This window comes from Streptomyces sp. NPDC031265 (genome assembly GCF_055570295.1).
Map to the genome: position 1 here is coordinate 288,761 of NZ_JBVIHM010000003.1, position 20,820 is coordinate 309,580.

17 protein-coding genes are annotated in these 20,820 nt (G+C 72.8%); 10 read left to right on the forward strand and 7 right to left on the reverse strand.

Going from position 1 to position 20,820, the window contains the following annotated elements; all coding sequences use genetic code 11:
- Positions 1-83 precede the first annotated feature (83 nt).
- Both ACZ499_RS07835 and ACZ499_RS07840 read right to left on the reverse strand, forming a co-directional pair.
- Positions 84-740, reverse strand: coding sequence for a DedA family protein (locus tag ACZ499_RS07835; RefSeq protein WP_468673325.1), 657 nt, complete (start codon positions 738-740; stop codon positions 84-86).
- A complete protein-coding gene (locus ACZ499_RS07840) occupies positions 740-1,510 on the reverse strand; it encodes an MBL fold metallo-hydrolase (RefSeq protein WP_468673209.1) in 771 nt (256 codons plus the stop codon). Before ACZ499_RS07840 ends, ACZ499_RS07835 begins: the two co-directional genes overlap by 1 nt.
- Before the next feature lie 270 nt (positions 1,511-1,780).
- Here ACZ499_RS07840 and ACZ499_RS07845 point away from each other — a divergent pair, with 270 nt between their 5' ends.
- The 6 genes from ACZ499_RS07845 to ACZ499_RS07870 all read left to right on the forward strand — a co-directional run bounded on the left by ACZ499_RS07845 (position 1,781) and on the right by ACZ499_RS07870 (position 8,493).
- Positions 1,781-2,185, forward strand: coding sequence for a hypothetical protein (locus ACZ499_RS07845; protein ID WP_385533209.1), 405 nt, complete (start codon positions 1,781-1,783; stop codon positions 2,183-2,185).
- Between the two features lie 96 nt (positions 2,186-2,281).
- A complete protein-coding gene (locus ACZ499_RS07850; protein ID WP_468673210.1) occupies positions 2,282-4,408 on the forward strand; it encodes a phage holin family protein in 2,127 nt (708 codons plus the stop codon).
- A gap of 66 nt (positions 4,409-4,474) precedes the next feature.
- A complete protein-coding gene (locus ACZ499_RS07855) occupies positions 4,475-5,857 on the forward strand; it encodes an amino acid permease (RefSeq protein WP_468673211.1) in 1,383 nt (460 codons plus the stop codon).
- A gap of 340 nt (positions 5,858-6,197) precedes the next feature.
- Positions 6,198-6,530 carry a hypothetical protein gene (locus tag ACZ499_RS07860; protein ID WP_468673212.1) on the forward strand — a complete coding sequence of 111 codons (333 nt, stop codon included), beginning with the start codon at positions 6,198-6,200 and terminating at the stop codon, positions 6,528-6,530.
- 62 nt (positions 6,531-6,592) lie between these two features.
- A complete protein-coding gene (locus tag ACZ499_RS07865; RefSeq protein WP_385533241.1) occupies positions 6,593-6,739 on the forward strand; it encodes a hypothetical protein in 147 nt (48 codons plus the stop codon).
- Positions 6,740-6,894: 155 nt separating this feature from the next.
- Positions 6,895-8,493 carry an alpha/beta hydrolase gene (locus tag ACZ499_RS07870; RefSeq protein WP_468673213.1) on the forward strand — a complete coding sequence of 533 codons (1,599 nt, stop codon included), beginning with the start codon at positions 6,895-6,897 and terminating at the stop codon, positions 8,491-8,493.
- Between the two features lie 13 nt (positions 8,494-8,506).
- On the opposite strand, the gene ACZ499_RS07875 is transcribed toward ACZ499_RS07870, so the two are convergent.
- Both ACZ499_RS07875 and ACZ499_RS07880 read right to left on the reverse strand, forming a co-directional pair.
- Positions 8,507-9,583 carry a type III polyketide synthase gene (locus ACZ499_RS07875; RefSeq protein WP_468673214.1) on the reverse strand — a complete coding sequence of 359 codons (1,077 nt, stop codon included), beginning with the start codon at positions 9,581-9,583 and terminating at the stop codon, positions 8,507-8,509.
- Positions 9,584-9,848: 265 nt separating this feature from the next.
- A complete protein-coding gene (locus ACZ499_RS07880) occupies positions 9,849-12,758 on the reverse strand; it encodes a glycoside hydrolase family 2 TIM barrel-domain containing protein (protein WP_468673215.1) in 2,910 nt (969 codons plus the stop codon).
- 222 nt (positions 12,759-12,980) lie between these two features.
- Between ACZ499_RS07880 and ACZ499_RS07885 the strand changes: the two genes are divergently transcribed.
- Positions 12,981-13,361, forward strand: coding sequence for a nuclear transport factor 2 family protein (locus ACZ499_RS07885; RefSeq protein ID WP_468673216.1), 381 nt, complete (start codon positions 12,981-12,983; stop codon positions 13,359-13,361).
- Here ACZ499_RS07885 and ACZ499_RS07890 read toward each other — a convergent pair.
- Both ACZ499_RS07890 and ACZ499_RS07895 read right to left on the reverse strand, forming a co-directional pair.
- Positions 13,351-14,154, reverse strand: coding sequence for a helix-turn-helix domain-containing protein (locus ACZ499_RS07890; protein WP_385533252.1), 804 nt, complete (start codon positions 14,152-14,154; stop codon positions 13,351-13,353). The genes ACZ499_RS07885 and ACZ499_RS07890 overlap by 11 nt on opposite strands.
- Before the next feature lie 3 nt (positions 14,155-14,157).
- Positions 14,158-15,540 carry a glycosyltransferase 87 family protein gene (locus ACZ499_RS07895; RefSeq protein ID WP_468673326.1) on the reverse strand — a complete coding sequence of 461 codons (1,383 nt, stop codon included), beginning with the start codon at positions 15,538-15,540 and terminating at the stop codon, positions 14,158-14,160.
- A gap of 172 nt (positions 15,541-15,712) precedes the next feature.
- Here ACZ499_RS07895 and ACZ499_RS07900 point away from each other — a divergent pair, with 172 nt between their 5' ends.
- Positions 15,713-16,873 carry a molybdopterin-dependent oxidoreductase gene (locus ACZ499_RS07900; protein ID WP_468673217.1) on the forward strand — a complete coding sequence of 387 codons (1,161 nt, stop codon included), beginning with the start codon at positions 15,713-15,715 and terminating at the stop codon, positions 16,871-16,873.
- Positions 16,873-17,277 carry a hypothetical protein gene (locus ACZ499_RS07905; RefSeq protein WP_468673218.1) on the forward strand — a complete coding sequence of 135 codons (405 nt, stop codon included), beginning with the start codon at positions 16,873-16,875 and terminating at the stop codon, positions 17,275-17,277. The genes ACZ499_RS07900 and ACZ499_RS07905 overlap by 1 nt, the downstream gene beginning before the upstream one ends.
- Positions 17,278-17,657: 380 nt before the next feature.
- Here ACZ499_RS07905 and ACZ499_RS07910 read toward each other — a convergent pair whose 3' ends face one another.
- Positions 17,658-18,485 (reverse strand): TrmB family transcriptional regulator, encoded by an 828-nt coding sequence (locus ACZ499_RS07910; protein WP_468673219.1) that lies wholly within the window; start codon positions 18,483-18,485, stop codon positions 17,658-17,660.
- A gap of 263 nt (positions 18,486-18,748) precedes the next feature.
- On the opposite strand from ACZ499_RS07910, the gene ACZ499_RS07915 reads away from it, so the two are divergent.
- Entirely contained in the window at positions 18,749-20,764 is a 2,016-nt protein-coding gene (locus ACZ499_RS07915; protein WP_468673220.1) for a putative Ig domain-containing protein, read from the forward strand.
- Positions 20,765-20,820 lie beyond the last annotated feature (56 nt).

Sequence of the window (20,820 nt, forward strand, 5' to 3'; positions counted from 1 at the left end):
CCGGCGCCGGGGCCAACGGAGCGCCCGGCATGGGCCTGCCGGTCGACTCTTCGCGCGTGCCGGCCGCCTGAGCGCCTCCGGGGCTACTTCGGTTGCGGGGCCTCCGCCGGTTCGGCCTGTGCCCCGTGCCGCAGCCTGCGCCACACCGTCGGGCCCGCGCTGATCAGCAGCGTCAGTACGACCGCCGCCACCACGCCCTGCCACGGCTCGGGGAAGAGCGAGCCGCCCAGGATGCCGATGAGCCCGTACGCACCGGCCCAGGCCACACACGCGGGCATGTCGCCGCGTACGAACGTGCGCAGCGGCATCTCGCCGAGCAGACACGCCAGCATCACCGGGATCCGGCCCGCCGGGACGAGCCGGGACAGGACCAGGACCGCCGCCCCGTGCCGGTTCAGCTTCTCCTGGGCCTGTTCCAGGCGGTCCGGCGCCGCCCGCTGCCGCAGCGCCGCCAGCCACCGCGACCCGCCGCGCGAACGCACCCCGCGCTGCCCCAGCCAGTACAGGCCGACGTCCCCCAGGAACGCGGCGAGCGCGCCCACCGCGAAGACCAGCAGCAGCGAGAACCAGGCCGTCTGGTGGAAGGCGACCACCGCGGCCGTCGACACCAGCGCCCCGGTGGGCACCACGGGCACCAGCGAGCCCAGCACCACCAGGATGAACAGGGACGGATAGCCGAGCGCCTGCTGCGTCGACTCCGGCGGCACCTGGCCCGCCGCCCGCGCCAGGAACGCGGCGATCACCGTGCGACCTCCGGCCGTACGCTCTCGCCGTGCGCCAGCCGGTGCACCGTCACCCCGGGTGCGAGCCGGGCCGCGTGGCGGACGAAGTCGTCGCCGGGCGCGTGGAACTCGTGCGGGCGCACCCCGTCGAGCCCGATCGGCCAGTACGTGCCGTAGTGCACCGGCACCGCCGCCCGCGCCCCGATCCGCGCCAGCGCCTGGGCGGCCCGGCCCGCGTCCAGGTGCCCCGGGCCGAGGTAGGGACCCCAGCCGCCGACCGGCAGCAGGGCCACGTCGACCGGCCCGACTTCCTCGGCCATCTCGTCGAAGAGCCCGGTGTCGCCGGCGAAGTAGGTGCGGGCGCGGCCCTCGATGACATAGCCGAGCGCGGGCGTGCGGTGCGGCCCGAACGGCAGCCGCCGCCCGTCGTGGCGTGCGCTGACCGACCGTATGCGCAGATCACCTGCCTCGACCACATCCCCGGCGCGCACCTCGGTGAGGCGCAGCCCGAGCTTGTGCAGCCCCGGCACGGCCCGGACCGCGCCGTGCGGCACGACGAGCCGGGTGCCGGGCGCGAGCCGGGCGAGGGAGGGCAGGTGCAGATGGTCGGAGTGCAGATGCGAGACCAGGACCACCTCGGCGACGGCGGCCTCGGGTGGCGGCACCGCCCCCCGCCGCCTGCGCAGATGCGCCAGGCGCCGGGTGAAGAGCGGATCGGTGAGCACCCGCACTCCGGAGTCCTCGACCGTGCAGGTGGCATGACCCCACCAGGTGATCTCCACCGGCACCCGAAATCTCCTCCGCTCGAAAACCACCGTGCGCGCTGTTGTGTACGAGCCTAAGTGTCGTGGGGGCGCACAGGACGGGGTCCGGGGTAGGCATCGGTCCACGAAGGGAAGGCCCGGCATGATCATGCACTCTGAGCAGTGCCCGCGCTGCGGCGGGATACTCGCGATGACCCAGGACGGCTGGAAGATCTGCCACTCATGCGGCTACTCCTCGCCGCCGTGAGCCAGGAGTAGGGTCGGCACCACAAACGAAGGGCATGGGGGTCGGTCATGGGTGACGTGCGAGTGGCGGCGATCGCCAGTCTGACCCCGCTGGAGGAACTCGACCTGGACCCCTTCCTGGTGGACACCCGAAGCCAGCACGAGATGTGCGCGCGCTGGGCCGCCGACAAGGGGTACGTGGTCACCCGGCAGCTTCTCTTCTACGGCCTGCGCCCCGACCACCTCGGACTGTGGGCGGACGTGGACGCGGGCCAGGTGGACCTCTTCGTCGCGCCCAACGAGCGCGTCCTCGAACGGGCGTTGACGTCCGTGCCGGACTTCTCCGCCGAGTGCGAGCGCCGCGGGGTGCGGCTGGAGACGGCCGGGCTCGACGAACCGGCGTACGACGCGGCCAGGAAGGCCCACATCCACCGCAGGCTCTCGATGCCGACCGCCGGGTACGACGGCTGCTGACCCGGCCGCCGCCCGCGAAAACAAAATCGTCGGCCGGTTTCCGCCCCTGTGACACGCTGGGAGGGAACGGCTAGGCGAGAGGCAGTGACGAGCGGCGTGTGCACAGGGCGATGGCGGACGGCGGGCAGCGCCCTGGTGCGGGTGATCGTGGTGTGGGCGGTCTCCACCCTCACGATGATGGCGCTCGCGGGGATCCTGCCCGACTTCCGGCTGAAGTCCGCGGGCGGCGACAGCATCACCCGCGTCGCGCTCACCGCCGCCTGGGGCGCGGGGGCGTTCGGTCTGCTCAGCGCCCTGGTGTGGCCGCTGGTGGTGCGCGCGTTCCTGCTGGTCCCGGCCCTGGTCCTGGGCCTGTTGGTGTTCTTCCTCAACGGCTCGCTGCTGCTGATCGCGCTGAGCCTGATCCCCAGCGGGCGCGGCGCGGCCCAGCCGGAGACCGCGGTGGTGGTGGCCGCGGTGATGTCGGCCGTCGCCTCCGCCACCTCCACCGCGCTCGCGGTCCGGGACGACAACGCCTACCGGCGCAGACTCTCGCGCCTGGCCGACCGGCGCCGCCGCCGGCGCGGCGACGAGGACCGCGGCTCCGAGCCGCCCGGGACGGTCTTCCTCCAGCTCGACGGCGTCGGCCACGACGTGCTGGGCCACGCGGTCGGCGCCGGCCTGATGCCGACCGTCGCCGGCTGGCTGGAGCGCACCCACCGGCTCACCCCGTGGCGCACCGACTGGTCCAGCCAGACCGGCGCCAGCCAGCTCGGCATCCTGCACGGCTGCACCTTCGACGTGCCCGCCTTCCGGTGGTACGAGAAGGACACCGGCGAGCTGATGGTCTCCAACCGCCCGGCCTCCGCGGTCGAGCTCCAGCGCCGGGCCGTCGAGCGCACCGGCGACGGCGGGCTGCTCACCGTCGACGGCGCCAGCCGCGGCAACCTCTTCTCCGGCGGCGCCGACCAGCTCGCCCTGGTCCTGTCGATGGCGGCCCGGCGCGGCCGCCGCAACCGGTCCCGGGCGGGCTACTTCGCGTACTTCTCGGACCCGGCCAACGCCGTGCGCACCGCGCTCTCCTTCGTCGCCGAGGCCGGCCGCGAGATCGGCCAGTCCACCCGCGCCCGGCTGCGCGGGGACACGCCGCGCGTGCGGCGCGGCGGGCTCTACCCGTTCATCCGGGCGTTCGCGACCGTCGTCGAGCGAGATGTGGTGGTCGCGGCGGTGATCGGGGACATGCTCGCCGGGCGCACCGCCGTCTACGCCGACCTGGTGGCGTACGACGAGGTGGCCCATCACTCCGGGCCGCGCGGCCGGGACGCCCAGAAGGTCCTGGAGCGCCTGGACCGGTCGATCGCGCTGATCGACAGGGTCGCGGAGCACGCCCCGCGCGCGTACCGGATCGTGCTGCTCTCCGACCACGGGCAGAGCCCGGGCGAGACGTTCGCGCGCGCCTACGGGCTGACCCTGAAGGACCTGGTGCGGGCCGGGTGCGGGCTGCCCGTGCCGCGCAGCGCCGGGCGCACCAAGAGCGGCGCGGAGGCGCGGGACGCGGTGCGGGTGGCACTGCACCGGCCGGTCCCGGAGAACGGGGAGCCGGGGCCCGCCTCCGACCCGGTCGTGCTCGCCTCCGGCAACCTCGGCCTCGTCTCCTTCCCGGACACCGGCTGGCGGCTCAGCCGCGAGGAGATCGACCGCCGCCACCCGGCGCTCCTGCGCACCCTCGCGGGGCATCCCGGCATCGGGTTCCTCCTGGTGCGCAGCGAGGAGCACGGCGCGGTGGTCATCGGAGGCGCGGGCACGGACCGCGTCCACGAGGTGCCGGTCTCCGAGCTGGAGGACGGGAAGGGCCCGTTGACCGGGTTCGGGCCCGGCGCGGCGGAGGCCGTGCGGCGCACCGACACCTTCCCGCACACCGCCGACATCATGGTCAACTCCATGTACGACCCGGTCACCGGTGAGGTGCACGCCTTCGAGGAGCAGATCGGCTCGCACGGCGGACTCGGCGGCGAGCAGGCGCACCCGTTCCTGCTGTGGCCGCGCGGCCTGTCGGCGCCGGTCGCCGGTGACGGGCAGCTGGTGGGCGCCGAGCAGGTGCACCACGTGCTGCGGAGGTGGCTGCGCGAGTGCCTGGGGCCGCAGGTGCCGGTTTCCCCCGCTCCGCAGATTCCCCGGTCCGAAGCCGAAGCGGAAGGACCTTTTCCGGTTGAGGGGGCGGCTCTGCGGGACAAATCCGCGTGATTTTGAGCAGGGCCCTCCGTACCCGAACATGAACGGGTTTCGGCACGGAGAGAGGCGCACCACCCCATGACCACGCAAGAGACCCAGAGCAGGCATGCCCGGCAGTTCGGATTGCCGGTGGCGACCGCTCTGGTCATGGGCAACATCATCGGCGGCGGTATCTTCCTGCTGCCGGCGTCGGTCGCCCCCTTCGGCACCATCAGTCTGCTCGCCTTCGCGGTCCTGACCGTCGGCGCGATCGCGCTGGCGCTGGTCTTCGGACGCCTCGCCGAGCGGCTGCCGCAGACCGGCGGACCCTACGTCTACGCGCGCGAGGCGTTCGGCGACTTCGCCGGATTCCTCGCCGCCTGGTCGTACTGGATCACCACCTGGGTCTCCAACGCGGCGCTCGCCGTGGCGGCCGTGGGCTACCTCGACGTACTGATACCCGTGCACGGGAACAAGGCGGCGACCATCGCGGCGGCGCTGACGCTCCAGTGGCTCCCCGCGCTCGCCAACCTCGCGGGCACCCGCTACGTGGGCGCGGTGCAACTGGTCTCCACCGTCCTGAAGTTCGCGCCGCTGCTGCTCGTCGCGGTCGGCGGGCTCTTCTTCTTCGACCCGGCCAACCTCGGCCCGCTCCAGGCCGACGACCACAGCGCCATGGGCGCCGTCTCCGCCTCGGCCGCGATCCTGCTCTTCAGCTACCTCGGCGTCGAGTCGGCCGCGGTCAGCGCGGGAGAGGTCCGCGACCCGCGCCGCAACGTCGGCCGCGCCACCATCCTCGGCACCATCGGCGCCGCCGTGATCTACCTCCTGGGCACCCTCTCGGTCTTCGGCACCGTGCCGCACGACCGCCTGGTGACCTCCACCGCGCCGTTCACCGACGCCGTCGACGCCATGTTCGGCGGGACCTGGGGCGGCACCGCGGTCGCGGTCGCCGCGCTGGTCTCCATGGTCGGCGCCCTCAACGGCTGGACGCTGCTGAGCGCCCAGACCCCGTACGCCGCGGCCCGGGACGGGCTGTTCCCCAAGGCCTTCGCCCGCAAGAGCCGGGGCGTGCCCACCGTCGGCGTCCTGGTCACGGTCGTCCTCGCCTCGTCGCTGACCGTCTACAACTACACGGCGGGCGCCAAGGGCGTCTTCGAGATGCTGGTCCTGGTCACCACTTTCACGGCGACCGTCCCCTACCTCCTGTCGACCGCCGCCCAGATCTACTTCCTCGCCTCCGGCCGCGCCGACCGGGTCCACCGCGGCCGCCTGATCCGCGACGGACTGCTCGCCTCCTTCGCCGCCGCCTTCTCGCTGTGGCTGGTCGCCGGCTCCGGCTACGCGGCGGTCTACCAGGGCGTGCTGTTCCTCTTCGCGGGCGTGCTGGTGTACGCGCTCCTCGCGGCCCGCAAGCAGCGTCCGCGGGAGGACGCGGTGGAACTCCCCGAGCAGGCCGTACGGGAGAGCACCCGCGTGTAAACGGGGTGTCGTCAACGGCTGGCCGCCGAGACGGGCGTGGGGCAGATGCCCGAAGGGCTGCTGTACGACCCGGGGTTGAAGGGGCTGTCTGCCGAGGAGGTGTACGACCGGATCGCCACCGATCCGCGAGGCGCGCTTCCTGCCCCCGGCCGAGATCGCCGGGCGAGTACGGGTGCGCGGACGCGGCGGAACCGTCCTGCAGTCCGGCACCCGCAGGGCGGGGCGCTGCCGTTCGCCCCCAAGGGGCCGGTGTTCCGGGTGCGCTGACGGGCATTCACCCGGGAGGGGGATCTCGCCCGGATCCGGGCAGGTCATGGGCTTTTACGGGCAGGGTTCAGGCATGCCGCCCGTTCTCCTCGGCGCCCTGCGCCGCGCCGTCGTGGTGCTGCTCGTGGTGGCCGCGCTGCTCGGGGCGGCGCCGGGGGCGGAGACGGCGGGTCCGCCCGCCCCGGACCGGGCGGCCGTGTCGTCGGCGGTGCCGGGCCCGGTGGGCGAGGAGCAGCCGGACGAGGCCGCGCCCGCGCCACCGGCGGAGGCCCGCGCGAGCCGCCCGGCGCCGGGCGCCCGTTCCGTACGGATGGCGCCACGGCCCGTCGTACGCGGGCCCGGCGGGCCGGGCCGGGTGGGGCCCACTTCCCTCGATGCCACGCGCTGTGTGGTGCTGCGCTGCTGAGCGTTCCGTGCTCAGCGAGCTCAGCGGTACTCAACTCACCAGCACAGCGAGGTGGTTCAGCCATGCCCATCGACCCCTTCGCGGCGCTCAACGCGATGCTGCGCGCCGAGGCCGCCCGGATCCGACCGGCCCCCGCGACCCCCGAACGCGAGGTCCCCGACCCCGGAGAGGAGCAGCGCCGACCCCCGGCGGACCCGCACGGCAAATAGCCGGGTCCGCCACGGCAGGGCGGTGGACGGGATCCGGCCGCCGCCCTGGTGACCTGCTGTTCTCACAGAGAGTGAGGGCAGTGGGCGATCCGTCGTGCGGTACTCCGTTCGGCGGCTTACGTTTGCTGCGGGGGCACCCGACCGAAAGGTCTGCCATGCGCGGACGTACGACAGCGGGCGCCGCCGGTGCGGCGATGGCGCTGCTCGCCCTGACGGTCCCGGCCGCGGCGGACGGCCGCAAGCCTGATCTGACCCGCTTCTACACCCAGCACCTGACCTGGGGCGGCTGCACGGTCAAGGACGCCCCCAAGGGCATGGAGTGCGCCGAGCTGACCGTGCCCGTCGACTACGCCCGGCCCGAGGCCGGCACGATCGCGCTGGCGGTGGCCCGCGTACGGGCGGCCGAGTCGGGCGAGGGCCCCACCGGCACGGGCACGGAGGCGGGCACGGCCTCGCCGGGCGGCGCGGTCTCCGCTACCGCCCCCAAGGGCTCGCTCGTCTTCAACTTCGGCGGCCCCGGCGAGTCCGGCCTCAAGGGCCTCGGCGGCTTCACGGCGGACACCGCGCGGCTCGCCCCGGCGTACGACCTGGTGAGCTTCGACCCGCGGGGAGTGGGCCGCAGCGCACCCGTGCACTGCGGCGCCAAGGCCGAGCAGGACATCGAGAGCTCCTCGGACAGCGCCCCGGCCGACGACGCCGAGGGCCGGAGCCAGCTCGTCGACGAGCTGAAGGCGGTGGCCGAGGAGTGCCGCAAGGTCACCGGCGAGCTGCTGCCGCACGTGGGCACCATCAATGCCTCGCGTGACCTGGACGTGCTGCGCCAGGCGCTCGGCGACAAGAAGCTGAACTACTTCGGCATCTCCTACGGCACCCGGCTCGGCGCGGTCTACGCGGCCCAGTTCCCCAGGCGGACCGGGCGCATGGTCCTGGACGCCGTGGACTCGCTGACGGCGGACGCGGCGCAGTCGGCGCTCGCCCAGGCCAGGGCGTTCCAGAAGGGCCTGGACACCTTCCTGTCCGACTGCGCCGCACAGGGTGCCGTGTGCCCGCTCGGCGCCGGCACCGCCAAGGCGACCAGCACACTGGACGCGACCGTCGCCCAGCTCGACCGCAAGAGCGCCAGAACCGCCTCCGGCGCCGACTTCACCTCCGGCGACCTGCGTACCGCGATCACCAACTCGCTCTACGCCGAGCAGCTGTGGCCGACCCTCGCTCAGGGCATCGCCACCCTCCACGACAAGGGGGACCCGGCCGTCCTCGACGAGATCAACAAGCAGTTCGCGGGGGAGGACGCGCAGGGCGACCGCGCCGACGACGACAACAGCCGCGAGGCGCTGCTCGCGGTCAACTGCGCCGACGACCCGGTGCGCGCCAGGGACCCGGCCGCCGAACTCGCCTCACTGGAGCAGAAGTTCGCCAAGGCCTCCCCGATGTTCGGCCCGGACCAGGTGGGCGCGGCGATCTCCTGCACGGGCTGGCCCGCCGGTACGGACTACATCCGCAAGATAGACAAGACCGGCGCGCCGCCCGTGCTGCTGATCGGCACCAAGGGCGACCCCGCCACCCCGTACCAGTGGGCGGCGGAGACCGCCCGCCACCTGGGCAAAGGCGTGGTCCTCAGCTACGAGGGCGAGGGGCACGGCGGGTACACGGCCTCGCAGTGCGTCCGCGACACGGCGGACGCCTTCCTGCTCGACGGCGTCCTGCCCGCCGAGGGGGCGTCCTGCGCCCGCGAGACGCCCCCGGAGCGCTGAACGCGGCGGGTGGTCAGTTGCTCATCGCCGCCGCCATCGGGGCCGCTGTTGCCCATCGCCCGATCGCCGTCTCGGCCGTGATCCCGGGGCCGAAGCCCGCGATGAGCCCGCCCGCCCCGTCCGCCGCGCCGCCCTCGTCGAAGAGCCGGGCCAGCGCGTCGAAGACCACGGAGCTGGCGATGTTGCCGCGCTCGGTGAGGGTGGCACGGCTGAAGCGGAACATCTCCGGCGGCAGGTCCAGGAAGTGGCACAGGTCGTCCAGGATGCGCGGCCCGCCCGCGTGGACGATGAAGAAGTCCATCTGCGGGATCTCCCAACTGTGCTGCGCCACGAGCGCCTTGAGGGCGGGCGCGAGCATTTCCATGGTGCCGGGGACGCGCTTGTCGAGCAGGAAGTGGAACCCGGTGTCGCGCACGGCGTACGAGATCCAGTCCTCGGTGTTGGGCACCAGGTGCGAGCCGTTGCGCTCGATCCGCATCCCGGTGCCGCCCTCGCCGCGCACCACGGCCGCCGAGATCGCGTCGCCGAAGAGACCGTTGGAGAGCAGCGAGCCGACGCCGATGTCGGTCGGCTGGTAGCAGAGCGAGCAGAATTCGCAGGACACGATCAGTACGTTGGAGCGCGGATACGCCGTGCAGAAGTCGTGCGCACGGTTGATCGCCGCGCCTCCGGCGGCGCAGCCGAGCTGGGCGATCGGCAGCTGCCGGGTCTCGGTCCTGAACCCCATGGTGTTGATCAGCCAGGCGGTCAGCGAAGGCATCATGAAGCCGGTGCAGGAGACGTAGACGATCAGGTCGATGTCCTTGGCCTCCACCTCGGCGTGGACCAGTGCCTGCTTGACGACATCGGGCACCCGGGCCTTGGCCTCCGTCTCGTACAGCAGATTGCGTTCCTCGAAGCCGGGGTGGAGCAGGGTCTCCTCGATCGGCTGTACGAGGTGGCGGGTACGGACCCCGGTGTTCTGGATGAGGCGCAGGACGAGGTCCCGCTGGGGATGGTCGGCATGCGTCTCACGGGCGAGAGCGAGCGTCTCCTCCTGCGTGATCACATGGTCGGGTACGGCTACTGAGGGGCGGCACAGGGTGGCCATGGAACTTCCTTGTCTCCTGCCGGGCAGACGCCTGCGGTTTCCACGCGGGTGCTCCAGGGGTGTGCGGTCGTGTGCCTGTCACGTATCCCCGAGCATGGTCATGCCCATGTTCTTGATCGGGGTAATTAACCGATTAGAGGGAGATTCCGGAGCGGGTAGCTCACTCGGGTGACGCGGTACGGCCGAACGGGGGACGGAGGGGTCCCGGGCAGCGCGAGGCGCGCGGGCGACCCGGGGGCGCCCGCGCGCGATCTCGTCCGCGCTGTCAGTGGGAGAGTTCGGAGAAGGTGAAGGCGAACTCCGAAGGTTCCGCGTGGAGTTGGTGCTGTGGAAGCGGACCCGGGCCGCACGACTGGGAGCCGATGCCGTGCTGGCGGTGGTCGAGCGTGACCCAGACCGTGTCGCCCGGGACGAGATCGGTCAAGTGCCGTGCCTCATCGAGATGTTCGGTCGTCCAGCGCCGTGCGGTGAACCAGAACTCCGGGTCGCCCTCGACGCGCAGCCCCCCGATCTCCGCCCAACGGACGTCGGCCCGGGCCCCGTTCTCCTGCGGCCGGACGTACGGCGTCTGGAGGGCGTCCACGTCCGTCTGCCACAGCCCGACCGCCGACGCGGCCGCCGTGTCCGGGTACGCCTCGCCAGGCCCGCCGCCGAACCAGCGCACCGGGACGCGGCTGCCCCAGGCGGTACCCGTGAGGCCGAACCGGATGCCGAGCCGGGGCAGCGGCACCTGCCACTCGCCCTCCGGCGTGACCGCGACCGTCAGCCGCAGTCGGGGCCCGTCGGACGTCCACCGGTACTCCGTGGCGAGGCCCACGTCACGGGCCGCCGGGGCCACGCGGCTGCGCACGACCAGCGCGTCCCCGGTCAACTCGACCGAGTCCCGACGGTGGTGCATACGGTGCAGCCCCAGCTCGCGCCAGCGCGGCCCGTGCAGCAGATCGGGTCGCCAGGGCGCGCCGTTGTCGTTGTCGGTGGGGGCGCGCCACACGTCGAGGCGCAGCCCGGTGACCGCCACGGCGCCGAAGGCCACGGGCGCTCCGGTCCGGGCGTCGAAGACGGCCGGACCGAGAGCGACCCGATCCCCGGAGCGGACGGGACGAGCGCCAAGGGCGGCGGGCGCCGATGTCCGTGCGTTCACGGGAAGTTGGGACCAGGCCATCTCGTGCCCCCGCGCTCCCCACGCCGTCGGCTCCGCGAGCACCGCCTGTACCGTCCACCGGGTCTCGGCCGCCGGGTCGGCCCCGGCGGGCCGCTCGGGGAGTTTCAGCTCCGCCCGCTCGCCCGGGCCGAGCTCCGGCACCGCGAGGGTGCCGGTGGCGAGAGGCACGCCGTCCGACTCGTACGACCAGGTGAAGGCGAGTCCGGAGAGGTCGGTGAAGGCGTACAGGTTGGTGATCCGGACCGTGCCCGCCCGGCCGTCGCCCTCGATGCGTACCGGCTCGATCACCTTCTTGTACTCGGCCAGACCCGGGGAGGGGGTGCGGTCGGGGAAGAGCAGGCCGTCGCAGACGAAGTTGCCGTCGTGCAGCTCCTCGCCGTAGTCGCCGCCGTAGGCGTAGCCGTACGCCGGGTGCTCCAGACCGTGGTCGATCCACTCCCAGACGAAGCCGCCCTGGCAGCGCTCGTACGTGTCGAACAGGCGCTGGTACTCCGCGAGTCCGCCGGGGCCGTTGCCCATCGCGTGGGCGTACTCGCACAGGATGAAGGGGAGTTCGCGGCGTCGCTGCGGGCCGCCGTCGAGATGGCGGCCGATCCGCTCGACCTCGGCGTGCGAGGCGTACATCCGCGAGTACATGTCGGTGTCGTGGCAGTCGGAGTCGCCCTCGTAGTGGATCGGGCGCGAGGCGTCGCGGGAGCGGATCCAGTGCGCCATGGCGGTCAGCCCGCGCCCGGTCCCGGCCTCGTTGCCGAGCGACCAGACGACGACCGACGGGTGGTTCTTGTCGCGCTCGACCATCCGGGCCGCCCGGTCGAGCAGCGCCGGGGCCCAGCGGTCGTCGTCCACCGGGTTGTCGCGCCACGCCTGCTCGACGAAGCCGTGCGTCTCCAGGTCGCACTCGTCGACGACCCAGAGCCCGAACTCGTCGCAGAGGTCGAGGAAGGCGGGGTGCGGCGGATAGTGGCTGGTCCGCACGGCGTTGATGTGATGCTGCTTCATCAGGAGCACATCGCGGCGCATCGTGTGCGCGTCCAGGGCCCGGCCCGTCGCGGGGTGGAACTCGTGCCGGTTGACGCCCCGGAAGAGCAGCGGCTGTCCGTTGACCTTGATCAGGCCGTCCTCCAGGGCGACCGTGCGGAAGCCGATCCGCAGCGGGACGCGCTCGCCCGCCGTGGCCAGCACCCCGTCGTACAGGCGCGGGGTCTCCGCCGTCCACGGCTCGACCCGCACGGTGACCTCGGCGCCGGTCGCCAGGTCGATGCCGAGCTCGGGCACGGTGACGCGGCCGGCGGTGTCGGACTCGACCCGCAGGGTTCCCTCACCGGTGCGGTGGTCGTAGGAGGCGTGGACGAAGTGGTCGCCTGCGCACCCCTCGGGGCGGTGCACCAGCGTGACATCACGGAAGATGCCGGGCAGCCACCACTGGTCCTGGTCCTCCAGGTACGAGCCCGACGACCACTGGTGCACCCGCACGGCCAGCACGTTCCCGCGCGCCTTCAGAAGCGGCCCGACGGTGAACTCGTGCGGCAGCCTGCTGCCCTTGAAGTGGCCCAGCTCCTCGCCGTTGAGCCACACCCGGGCGCACGACTCGACGCCGTCGAAGCGCAGCACCGCGCCGCCCTCGCCCGCCGGCGGCCAGTCGTCGGGCAGGTCGAAGACCCGCAGATGGTCACCGGTCGGGTTCTCGGTCGGTACGCGTGGCGGGTCGACCGGGAACGGGTAGAGGTGGTTGGTGTATATCGGCCCGCCGAAGGCGCCGTCGCCCTGGAGTACCCAGTGCCCGGGCACCCGCACCTCGCCCCACTCCCCGGCGTCGTACCCGGGCACGGCGAAGCCGTCGTCGTGCGCGTCGGCGGTACCCGCGAGCCGGAACTGCCAACTCCCGTTCAGTGAGAGCCGTTTGGCATCCGACCCGGCGTACCAGGCGCGCGGCGGCAGCAGACACCCCCCGCCACCGGGCGCGAGGGCTTCGACGTAGTGGAGGTCCGTGACGCCAGGGGTGTGGAGGGACACGATCCGGAGGCTAAGGCGGTGATCGGGGCGGCGACAAGGGGGCCGGACGAGAGGGACCGCCGGTGATGACGGCGGGCGGCATTACCTCGCACGTAATCGACCCCCACCACCCCCGCCGGGCAAGGTGGAGCCATCGGGTCCCGGGCGGCGCACTCCGGCCGGGGCCCGGGTTCCACCACCGTATGAGTCCTTGATTCTCGTCCTTTCCGGAGGCTGATTTCCATGTCCGAGAACCGCTACGAGGCCGCCGTCGCCCGCTACTTCGAGGCGTGGAACGCCACCGGCTCGGCCCAGGAGCTGGCCAAGGCCGTCGAGGCCGCCTGGAGCGCGGACGGCAGCTACACCGACCCGCTGGCCGACGTCACCGGGCACGACGCCATAGCCGCGCTGATCGGCGGGGCCCACGCCCAGTTCCCCGGCTTCGAGTTCCGCCTGGACGGGGCCGTCGACGGGCACCACGACCTGGCCCGGTTCCGCTGGGAGCTGGTCTCGGTCGCGGACGGGGCCGCGCCGGTCGCCGGGTCCGATGTGATCACGCTCGCCGAGGACGGCCGGGTCGCCACCGTGGCCGGATTCCTCGACCGCGTACCGCCTACGGTGTGAACGACTGGAGGTAGGCGAACGTCTCCGGGTCGGCCGGCAGGAACGTCTCGATGGCCAGCTCGGAGACGGTCACGTCCATCGGTGTGTTGAACGTGGCGATCGTCGATATGAACGACAGGACCGTGCCCCGGTGTTCGATGCGCAGCGGCAGCGCGAAGGGGAAGACGGCGTGGTCGGAGGTGTCCTCGTCCGCCGCCTCGGGCACGGGGTGCGCCGCGACCTCCTCGTACAGCTCGCGCAGGGCGTCCGAGCGCATCAGGGCGATCTGGCGCTCCATCTGCTCGAACAGATGGCCGCGCCACTGGCGCAGATTGCGGATGCGCGGCGCCAGGCCCTGCGGGTGGAGGGTCAGACGCATCGCGTTGAGTGGGGGAGCGAGCAGCCGCTCGGGCACGCCTTCGGCGAGCATCGCGATGCCCCGGTTCGCCGCGAGGACCGTATACGTGCCGTCGACTATCAGCGCCGGGAACGGCTCGTACCCCCGCAGCAGCCGCTCCATGGCCTCGCGCAGGGCGCCCATGGACGGGTCGTCCAGGGACGTCTCCGCGAACTGCGGGGCGTAGCCGGCCGCCAGCAGCAGGGCGTTGCGCTCGCGGACCGGCACCTCCAGGTGCTCGGCGAGGCGCAGGATCATCTCCTGGCTCGGGCGCGACCTGCCGGTCTCGATGAAACTGATGTGCCGCGCGGACGAGTCGGCGCGCAGGGCCAGCTCCAGCTGGCTGATCCTGCGCTGCTCGCGCCAGCCGCGCAGCATCGGCCCTACTCCCGTGTCGATCGCGGCAGTTGTCGTCATACCTCAGACACTAACCCGGGCCTCTGACAACGCCCGGCGCCGCACCCCCCACCCGGCCAGCACGATCGCCGCCGCCACCGCGTACGCGCTCGTCCTGACGATGTCGAAGGAGTGCGGCATCGCCCACGCCGTCACGTAACAGACGGCCCCCGCGGCGGCGACCGCCAGCCACTCCCAGCGGCCGTCCAGGGCCACCAGCGCGACGAGCAGCAGGGCGTACCACGAATAGCCGGGCGTCATCAGGCAGAACGCCCAGCCGAGGACCAGCAGGGCGCCGCTCCAGGGGCGCTCCGGATCGCCCCGGCGCAGCACGTACAGGACGACGAGCCCCACCAGGGCGAGTGCCGCGGGCAGTGCCCAGGAGTCCGGGAGGACCAGCCGCAGCAGCCCGTAACGGCTGCGGGCGGACGCGTCGTCGTACCCCTCCTCCTCCGCGTACCCGCCCAGATAGCCGAAGACGGACGCGTGCGAGACGAGGACGTACGGGAGGTAGGAGAGCGCCACGCACACGGTGGCCGGGACGAGGACGGTCGCCGCGCGCCGCCAGTCAGGGCGGCGCCCCGCCAGTAGGCCCGCGAGGGCACCCGGCAGCACCACGGCGGGCAGCATCTTCGCCGCGATCCCGGCGCCGATCAGCACGCCTCCGACCGCCCGGCGGCGCACCGCGACCGCGCCGAGCCCCGCCACCGAGAACAGCACCGCCAGCCCGTCCACGTGCGCGTTGTTCACCGCCTCGATCGGCACCGCCGGGCACCACGCCCAGTACGCCGCCCGCGTCACGTCGTCCCCGCGCCGCCGCAGGACCAGCAGCAGGACGCCCGTGGTGGCGACGGCGAGCACGGCGCCGCCCACCTGCAGCGGCTTGTGGCGGGCGGCGGCGGGGGAGAGCCCGTGGACAGCGAGGAAGTACGCCTCGGCCACCGGCGGGTAGATGGTGTGCACCTTGGGGCGGTTGAGGCGGGTGCAGCGGTCCGGCTCGCCGAACCGGGCCCGGTCCGGGCCCTCGCACGCCGCGCCCCTGGGGAACAGCCAGTCGTCGCGCAGCCCGGCCAACTCCCGGTCCGCGGGGGCGTGGTCGTACGGCGAGATCCCCGCCGACTGCACCCGGCCGTCCCAGGCGTAGCGGAACATGTCCGTGCTGGTGGTCGGCGGCGCCGCCAGGCCGGTCGCCGCGACCAGCACCCCGCCGGCCAGGACCAGACCGGTCCGGTGGCGGGCCGGGACCCGGCGCAGCGACCAAGCGGCCGCCGCGAACAGCAGCCAGCAGGCCAGATACCACCAGGAGAGCGTGGACGGGTGGAAGTAGTAGCCGTCCTCGACGACCGTCAGGACGAGCACGGCGGTGAGCGCGGCCAGCAGCACGGCCGTCGGGGCCGAGCGGCGCAGGGCGGCCGGTGTGTCGGCCGGCGGGGCGGCCGGGGCGGTGGCGGTACGCGGAGCGATCACCCGTCCACATTGGCAGGCCGACAGGCGCCCGGACGGCCCATCGCGCGACGCGTCCGTGAACCGTAAGGTGTCAGGAGCCCTGTTCAGGGCGTTCCGGGGATGTCATAGAGACATGAAGTCACGACTCCCGCTTCCCCCGCCGCCGTCGGCGCTGCTGCCGTCCTTCAGGGGAGGGCTTCACGACAGGCGCACGGCGACGGCGATCGGCCGGCTCCTCGGCGTGGCCATGCTGGTCTGCATGGTCACCGGCGTGCTGAGCCACTACCTCCAGCACCCGCCGGGCTGGCTGGCGGACGACCTGCCCGCCCGCCCCAGCTGGGGGTACCGGCTGAACCAGGGCCTGCACGTGGGGGTGGGCATCGCCGCGATCCCGCTGCTCTTCGGCAAGCTGTGGACCGTCTACCCGAAGCTGTTCGTGTGGCCCGCGCTCAACGGCGTACGGCATGCGCTGGAGCGGCTCTCGGTGGCGGTGCTCGTCGCGGGCGCGGTCTTCGAGCTGCTGACCGGGCTGCTCAACACCGTGCAGTGGTACCCGTGGCCGTTCAGTTTCGTACCCGTCCACTTCGCGGTCGGCTGGCTCCTCACCGGCGCACTGCTGCTGCACCTGGCGGTGAAGTGGCCGGACATCAAGGCGTACTGGTGGCGGCGCTCGGCCGCCACGCGCGCGTTGCCGACGGAGCCGGAGAGCGCGCTCGACCGGCGCTCGCTGCTCACCGGGCTCGCGGTGGCGGTGGGTGCGGTCACCGTGACGACCGTCGGCCAGTCCCTCACCCCGCTGGGGGACCTCGACCTGCTGGCGCCCCGCCACCCCGACCACGGCCCGCTTGGTCTGCCCGTCAACCGCACGGCGGCGGCCGCGGGGACGACCCGGGTGGACACGGCGGCCTGGCGGCTGGCGGTGCTGGGGCCGCGCCCGTACGAGCTGACGCTCGACGAACTGGCCGCGCTGCCCCAGTACGAGGTGGAGCTGCCCATCGCGTGCGTCGAGGGGTGGAGCAAGAACGCGCACTGGACCGGTGTACGGATCAAGGACCTCACGGAGCGGGCCGGGGCGCCCGGGTCCGCACTGCGGGTCGTCTCGCTCGAACAGCACGGCACGTACCGCGTGATGGACATGGGCCGCACCTACGCGCGCGACCCGCTCACCCTCCTCGCGCTGCGGCTCAACGGGCAGGTGCTCACCCCCGACCACGGCTACCCGGCCCGCATCATCGCCCCCAACCGGCCCGGGGTGCTCCAGACCAAGTGGGTCACGCGACTGGAGGTGCGGTGATGGTGGGACGGTACGCGGTGGGCGCGCTCGGGGTCGCCACCATGGGTCTCGGGGTGTCGCTGGTGTGGGCGCAGTCGCCGTGGGACGTGGCGGTGTGGCTGGTCGGGGCGGTCGTGCTGCACGACGGGCTGATCGCACCGCTGGTGCTGCTCGTCGGCCTGGGCGTGGCGGCGACCCGCCCCGGGGTGCGCGGCCCGCTGCGGGCGGCCCTGGTAACCGCCGGCTGCCTCACGGCAATCGCCCTCCCGGACATCCTGCGCCCCGGCCCGCACAACAATGCGACGGTGCTGCCGCTGGATTACGTGCGCAACTGGCTGGAGCTGCTGGGGGTGGTCGCGATCGCGACAGGGCTGGTGCTGGTCGTCAGGCGGGTGCAGGCTGGGCGGCGTCGGGGGCCCCGCTAGGGCCTGTCCGGCGGATGTGGTCGCCTGCGAGGTGCCTGCGTCTTCCGGTCCTGGTGAGCGGGGTTCTGGTGCTTCCCCAAGCTCTCAACTTCGTTCGAGCAGGGGAGACCCCAATGCTGCAAGGCGGAGGAGGGCGTCGACGCGATGGGGGTCTCCCCCCCCCGCTCGAACGAAGTCGAGAGCTTGGGGGAGTCGGCAACCCACGACAACGCCGCTGGAGGTCCCCCCTGGCCCTTGAGGCCTTGGGGGAGGGCGTGCCAGGGCCCCGCGTCCCAGACAGGATCCGCCGGACAGGCCCCAGGGGCGCGGGGCCGTGACATGTGTGGCTCCGCCGCGTGGGCGCGACCAGCCACAGACAACCCGCGGCCGGATCACTGCATCTACGAAGCCGCGCCACCACTTACCCGCTGAATCGTCTCCGCCCCTTCCCACACCGTCAGGAACGCCAGCCGCAGACACGCAGCCAGCGCCGGATGCTCGATGTACAGCGCGGTCGTCGCACCCGTCCCCGCGACCGGGTCCGGCATGTCGCACAGCACCAGTGACGCGTCCGCGATCACCAGCTTGAGGGGGAGCTCCTCGGTGAAGCGCGCCTCCTCGCCCGCCTCGCCGAAGCGGGCGACGTTCTCCAGGACCTCCTCGTCGCGGAGCGCGTCGTACGTGTACAGCGCCCGCACCGTGCCGCCGCCCCGCCGCAGCCGCCGCGCGGCCCTGAGACCGGGGAGGTTGGCGGCGGGCGCGACGAACGGCGGGCGGCAGAAGGTGAGGAGCTCGCCGTCCGCCTGGTCCTGGATGTCCGCGAACCGCTCGGCGATCGTCTTCGGGTCGCGCAGCACCTCGATGTAGTCGAGCGGGTCGGTGTGCGAGCGCCCGGCCTCCCACAGTGGCAGCAGGGCCGCGGTGAGCCCCGTCGAGACGTGTTCCAGCCGTTCCAGGTACTCTCTCTGACGGGCCATCAGACGGGTGAGTGCGAGCTCCGGTGCCACCGCGCCGAACGTGGTGACCCGCCCCTGGTGCGCGACCGCCAGCTGCGCCCTGACCAGGCCGTCGAGCACGTCGTAGATCCGCTGGCGGGGCACCTCGGCCTCCCGCGCGACCTCGGCTGCCGTATAGGAGTCGCGCCGGACCAGCGCGAGGTACACACGCGCCTCGTAGCGCGAAAGTCCAAGGGCGACGAGGTCGTTGACCGACTCCTGCTCCGGCTCCATGGTCAACCACGGTATACGCGATCAGTGCGGTGTGATCCAGCCGGACCCCCAGGAGAATCCCGGGAATCCTTGCCTTTCGCTTTGCCCGTACGGGAGTTGTCGGCGCCGGGCGGCTGTCCTACGTTCAACCGTGCCACCACTCAACCGGGTGGCACCTTCTCAGAGGCGATCTTGTCATGCACCCGCCATGCAGATCCATCGACGGTCGCCTTCCGCTCGTCCCTCATCCCGGCGAGCCGACCCCCCCCATGGAGGGCAGTTCCATGTACGCGAAGAGACCCTCGCACGCGAAGAGACCCCTGGGGCTCAGAAAGCCGACCGGCAGAGCCGCCACCGCACTCGTGTCCCTGGTGGCACTCGCCACCGGCGGGCTCCTGGCCGCCGCCCCGTCCGTCTCCGCCGCCCCCGCGCACGACGCCCCCGCCCAGGCCGCCGCCCCCACCGAGCGGCTCTGCGCGCAGGCCACCCAGCCGGGCCGGATGTCCTGTCTGGCCCTGGCCCGTACCGATGTGGAGCACCACCTCGGCGTCGTGCCGGACGCCGCGCCCTCCGGCTACGGCCCCTCCGACCTGCAGAGCGCCTACGCCCTGCCGTCCGGCGGCTCCGGCGCCACCGTGGCGATCATCGACGCCTACGACGACCCCAACGCCGAGTCCGACCTGGCCACTTACCGCACGCAGTACGGCCTTCCGGCGTGCACCACCGCCAACGGCTGCTTCAAGAAAGTCGACCAGAACGGCGGCACCAGCTACCCGACGCCCGACTCCGGCTGGGCCGGTGAGATCTCCCTCGACGTCGACATGGTCAGCGCGGTGTGCCCGTCCTGCCACATCCTGCTCGTCGAGGCGAACCAGCCCACGATGGAGGACCTGGGCGCGGCCGTGAACCGCGCGGTCACCATGGGCGCCAAGTACGTCTCCAACAGCTACGGCGGCGGCGAGGACTCCACCGACCCGTCCTCCGACTCCGCGTACTTCAACCACCCGGGCGTCGCCATCACCGTCTCCTCCGGCGACAGCGGCTACGGCGTCGAGTACCCGGCCGCGTCCCAGTACGTGACCTCGGTCGGCGGCACCTCGCTGAGCCGCGCGAGCAACGCGCGCGGCTGGTCCGAGTCGGTCTGGGGCACCAGCTCCGGCGGCCAGGGCGCGGGCTCCGGCTGCTCCGCCTACGACGCGAAGCCCTCCTGGCAGAAGGACACCGGCTGCGCCAAGCGGAGCGTCTCCGACGTCTCCGCGGTCGCCGACCCGGCCACCGGCCTCGCGGTGTACGACAGTTACCAGGCCAGTGGCTGGAACGTGTACGGCGGCACCAGCGCCTCCTCGCCGATCATCGCGGGCGTCTACGCCCTGGCGGGCACCCCGGCGGCGGGCAGCTACCCGGCCTCCTACCCGTACGCCCACACCTCGTCGCTGTACGACGTGACGTCCGGCGCCAACGGCTCCTGCGGCACCTACCTCTGCAAGGCGGGCACCGGCTACGACGGCCCCACCGGCCTCGGCACCCCGAACGGCGCCGCCGCGTTCGCCGGCGGCACCAGCCAGGGCAACACCGTCACCGTGACCAACCCCGGCAACCAGAGCACCCAGATCAACACGGCGGTCTCCCTCCAGATCAAGGCCACCGACTCGGACACCGGCCAGAGCCTGACGTACAGCGCCACGGGCCTCCCGGCGGGCCTGTCCATCAACTCCTCGACCGGTCTGGTCTCCGGCACCCCGACGGCTGCCGGCACCTCCAGCGTGACCGTCACCGCCCGGGACACCACCGCGGCCACCGGCAGCACCTCGTTCAGCTGGACCGTCACCCAGCCCGGCGGCGGCTGCCAGCCCGCCCAGCTGCTCGGCAACCCCGGCTTCGAGACCGGCTCGGCCGCGCCCTGGTCGGCCACGGCGGGCGTGATCGACAACAGCACGGGTGAGCCCGCGCACTCCGGCTCCTGGAAGGCCTGGCTGGACGGCTACGGGGCGACGCACACCGACTCGCTCTCCCAGACGGTGACCATCCCGCAGGGCTGCCACGCCACGCTGACGTACTACCTGCACATCGACACCCGCGAGTCGACCACCTCCACCGCCTACGACAAGCTGACGGTGACGGCCGGCTCGACCACCCTGGCCAGCTACTCCAACCTCAACAAGAACTCCGGTTACGCGCTGAAGACCTTCGACCTGTCGTCGCTCGCCGGGTCGACGGTGACCCTCAAGTTCAACGGCACCGAGGACTCCAGCCTGCAGACGTCGTTCGTCGTCGACGACACGGCGCTGAACCTCAGCTGATCCCCCCACGGTGAAAGGGGCGGGCCCGGACTCCCACCCAGAGTCCGGGCCCGCGC

Bases quoted from the DNA above. Each gene is read 5' to 3' on its own strand.
- ACZ499_RS07845 (WP_385533209.1), top strand. From the start codon at position 1,781: ATGGGTGACGTGCGAGTGGCGGCGATCGCCAGTCTGACCCCGCTGGAG.
- ACZ499_RS07855 (WP_468673211.1), top strand. From the start codon at position 4,475: ATGACCACGCAAGAGACCCAGAGCAGGCATGCCCGGCAGTTCGGATTG.
- ACZ499_RS07860 (WP_468673212.1), top strand. From the start codon at position 6,198: ATGCCGCCCGTTCTCCTCGGCGCCCTGCGCCGCGCCGTCGTGGTGCTG.
- ACZ499_RS07865 (WP_385533241.1), top strand. From the start codon at position 6,593: ATGCCCATCGACCCCTTCGCGGCGCTCAACGCGATGCTGCGCGCCGAG.
- ACZ499_RS07870 (WP_468673213.1), top strand. From the start codon at position 6,895: ATGCGCGGACGTACGACAGCGGGCGCCGCCGGTGCGGCGATGGCGCTG.
- ACZ499_RS07875 (WP_468673214.1), bottom strand. From the start codon at position 9,583: ATGGCCACCCTGTGCCGCCCCTCAGTAGCCGTACCCGACCATGTGATC.
- ACZ499_RS07885 (WP_468673216.1), top strand. From the start codon at position 12,981: ATGTCCGAGAACCGCTACGAGGCCGCCGTCGCCCGCTACTTCGAGGCG.
- ACZ499_RS07890 (WP_385533252.1), bottom strand. From the start codon at position 14,154: ATGACGACAACTGCCGCGATCGACACGGGAGTAGGGCCGATGCTGCGC.
- ACZ499_RS07900 (WP_468673217.1), top strand. From the start codon at position 15,713: ATGAAGTCACGACTCCCGCTTCCCCCGCCGCCGTCGGCGCTGCTGCCG.
- ACZ499_RS07905 (WP_468673218.1), top strand. From the start codon at position 16,873: ATGGTGGGACGGTACGCGGTGGGCGCGCTCGGGGTCGCCACCATGGGT.
- ACZ499_RS07910 (WP_468673219.1), bottom strand. From the start codon at position 18,485: ATGGAGCCGGAGCAGGAGTCGGTCAACGACCTCGTCGCCCTTGGACTT.
- ACZ499_RS07915 (WP_468673220.1), top strand. From the start codon at position 18,749: ATGTACGCGAAGAGACCCTCGCACGCGAAGAGACCCCTGGGGCTCAGA.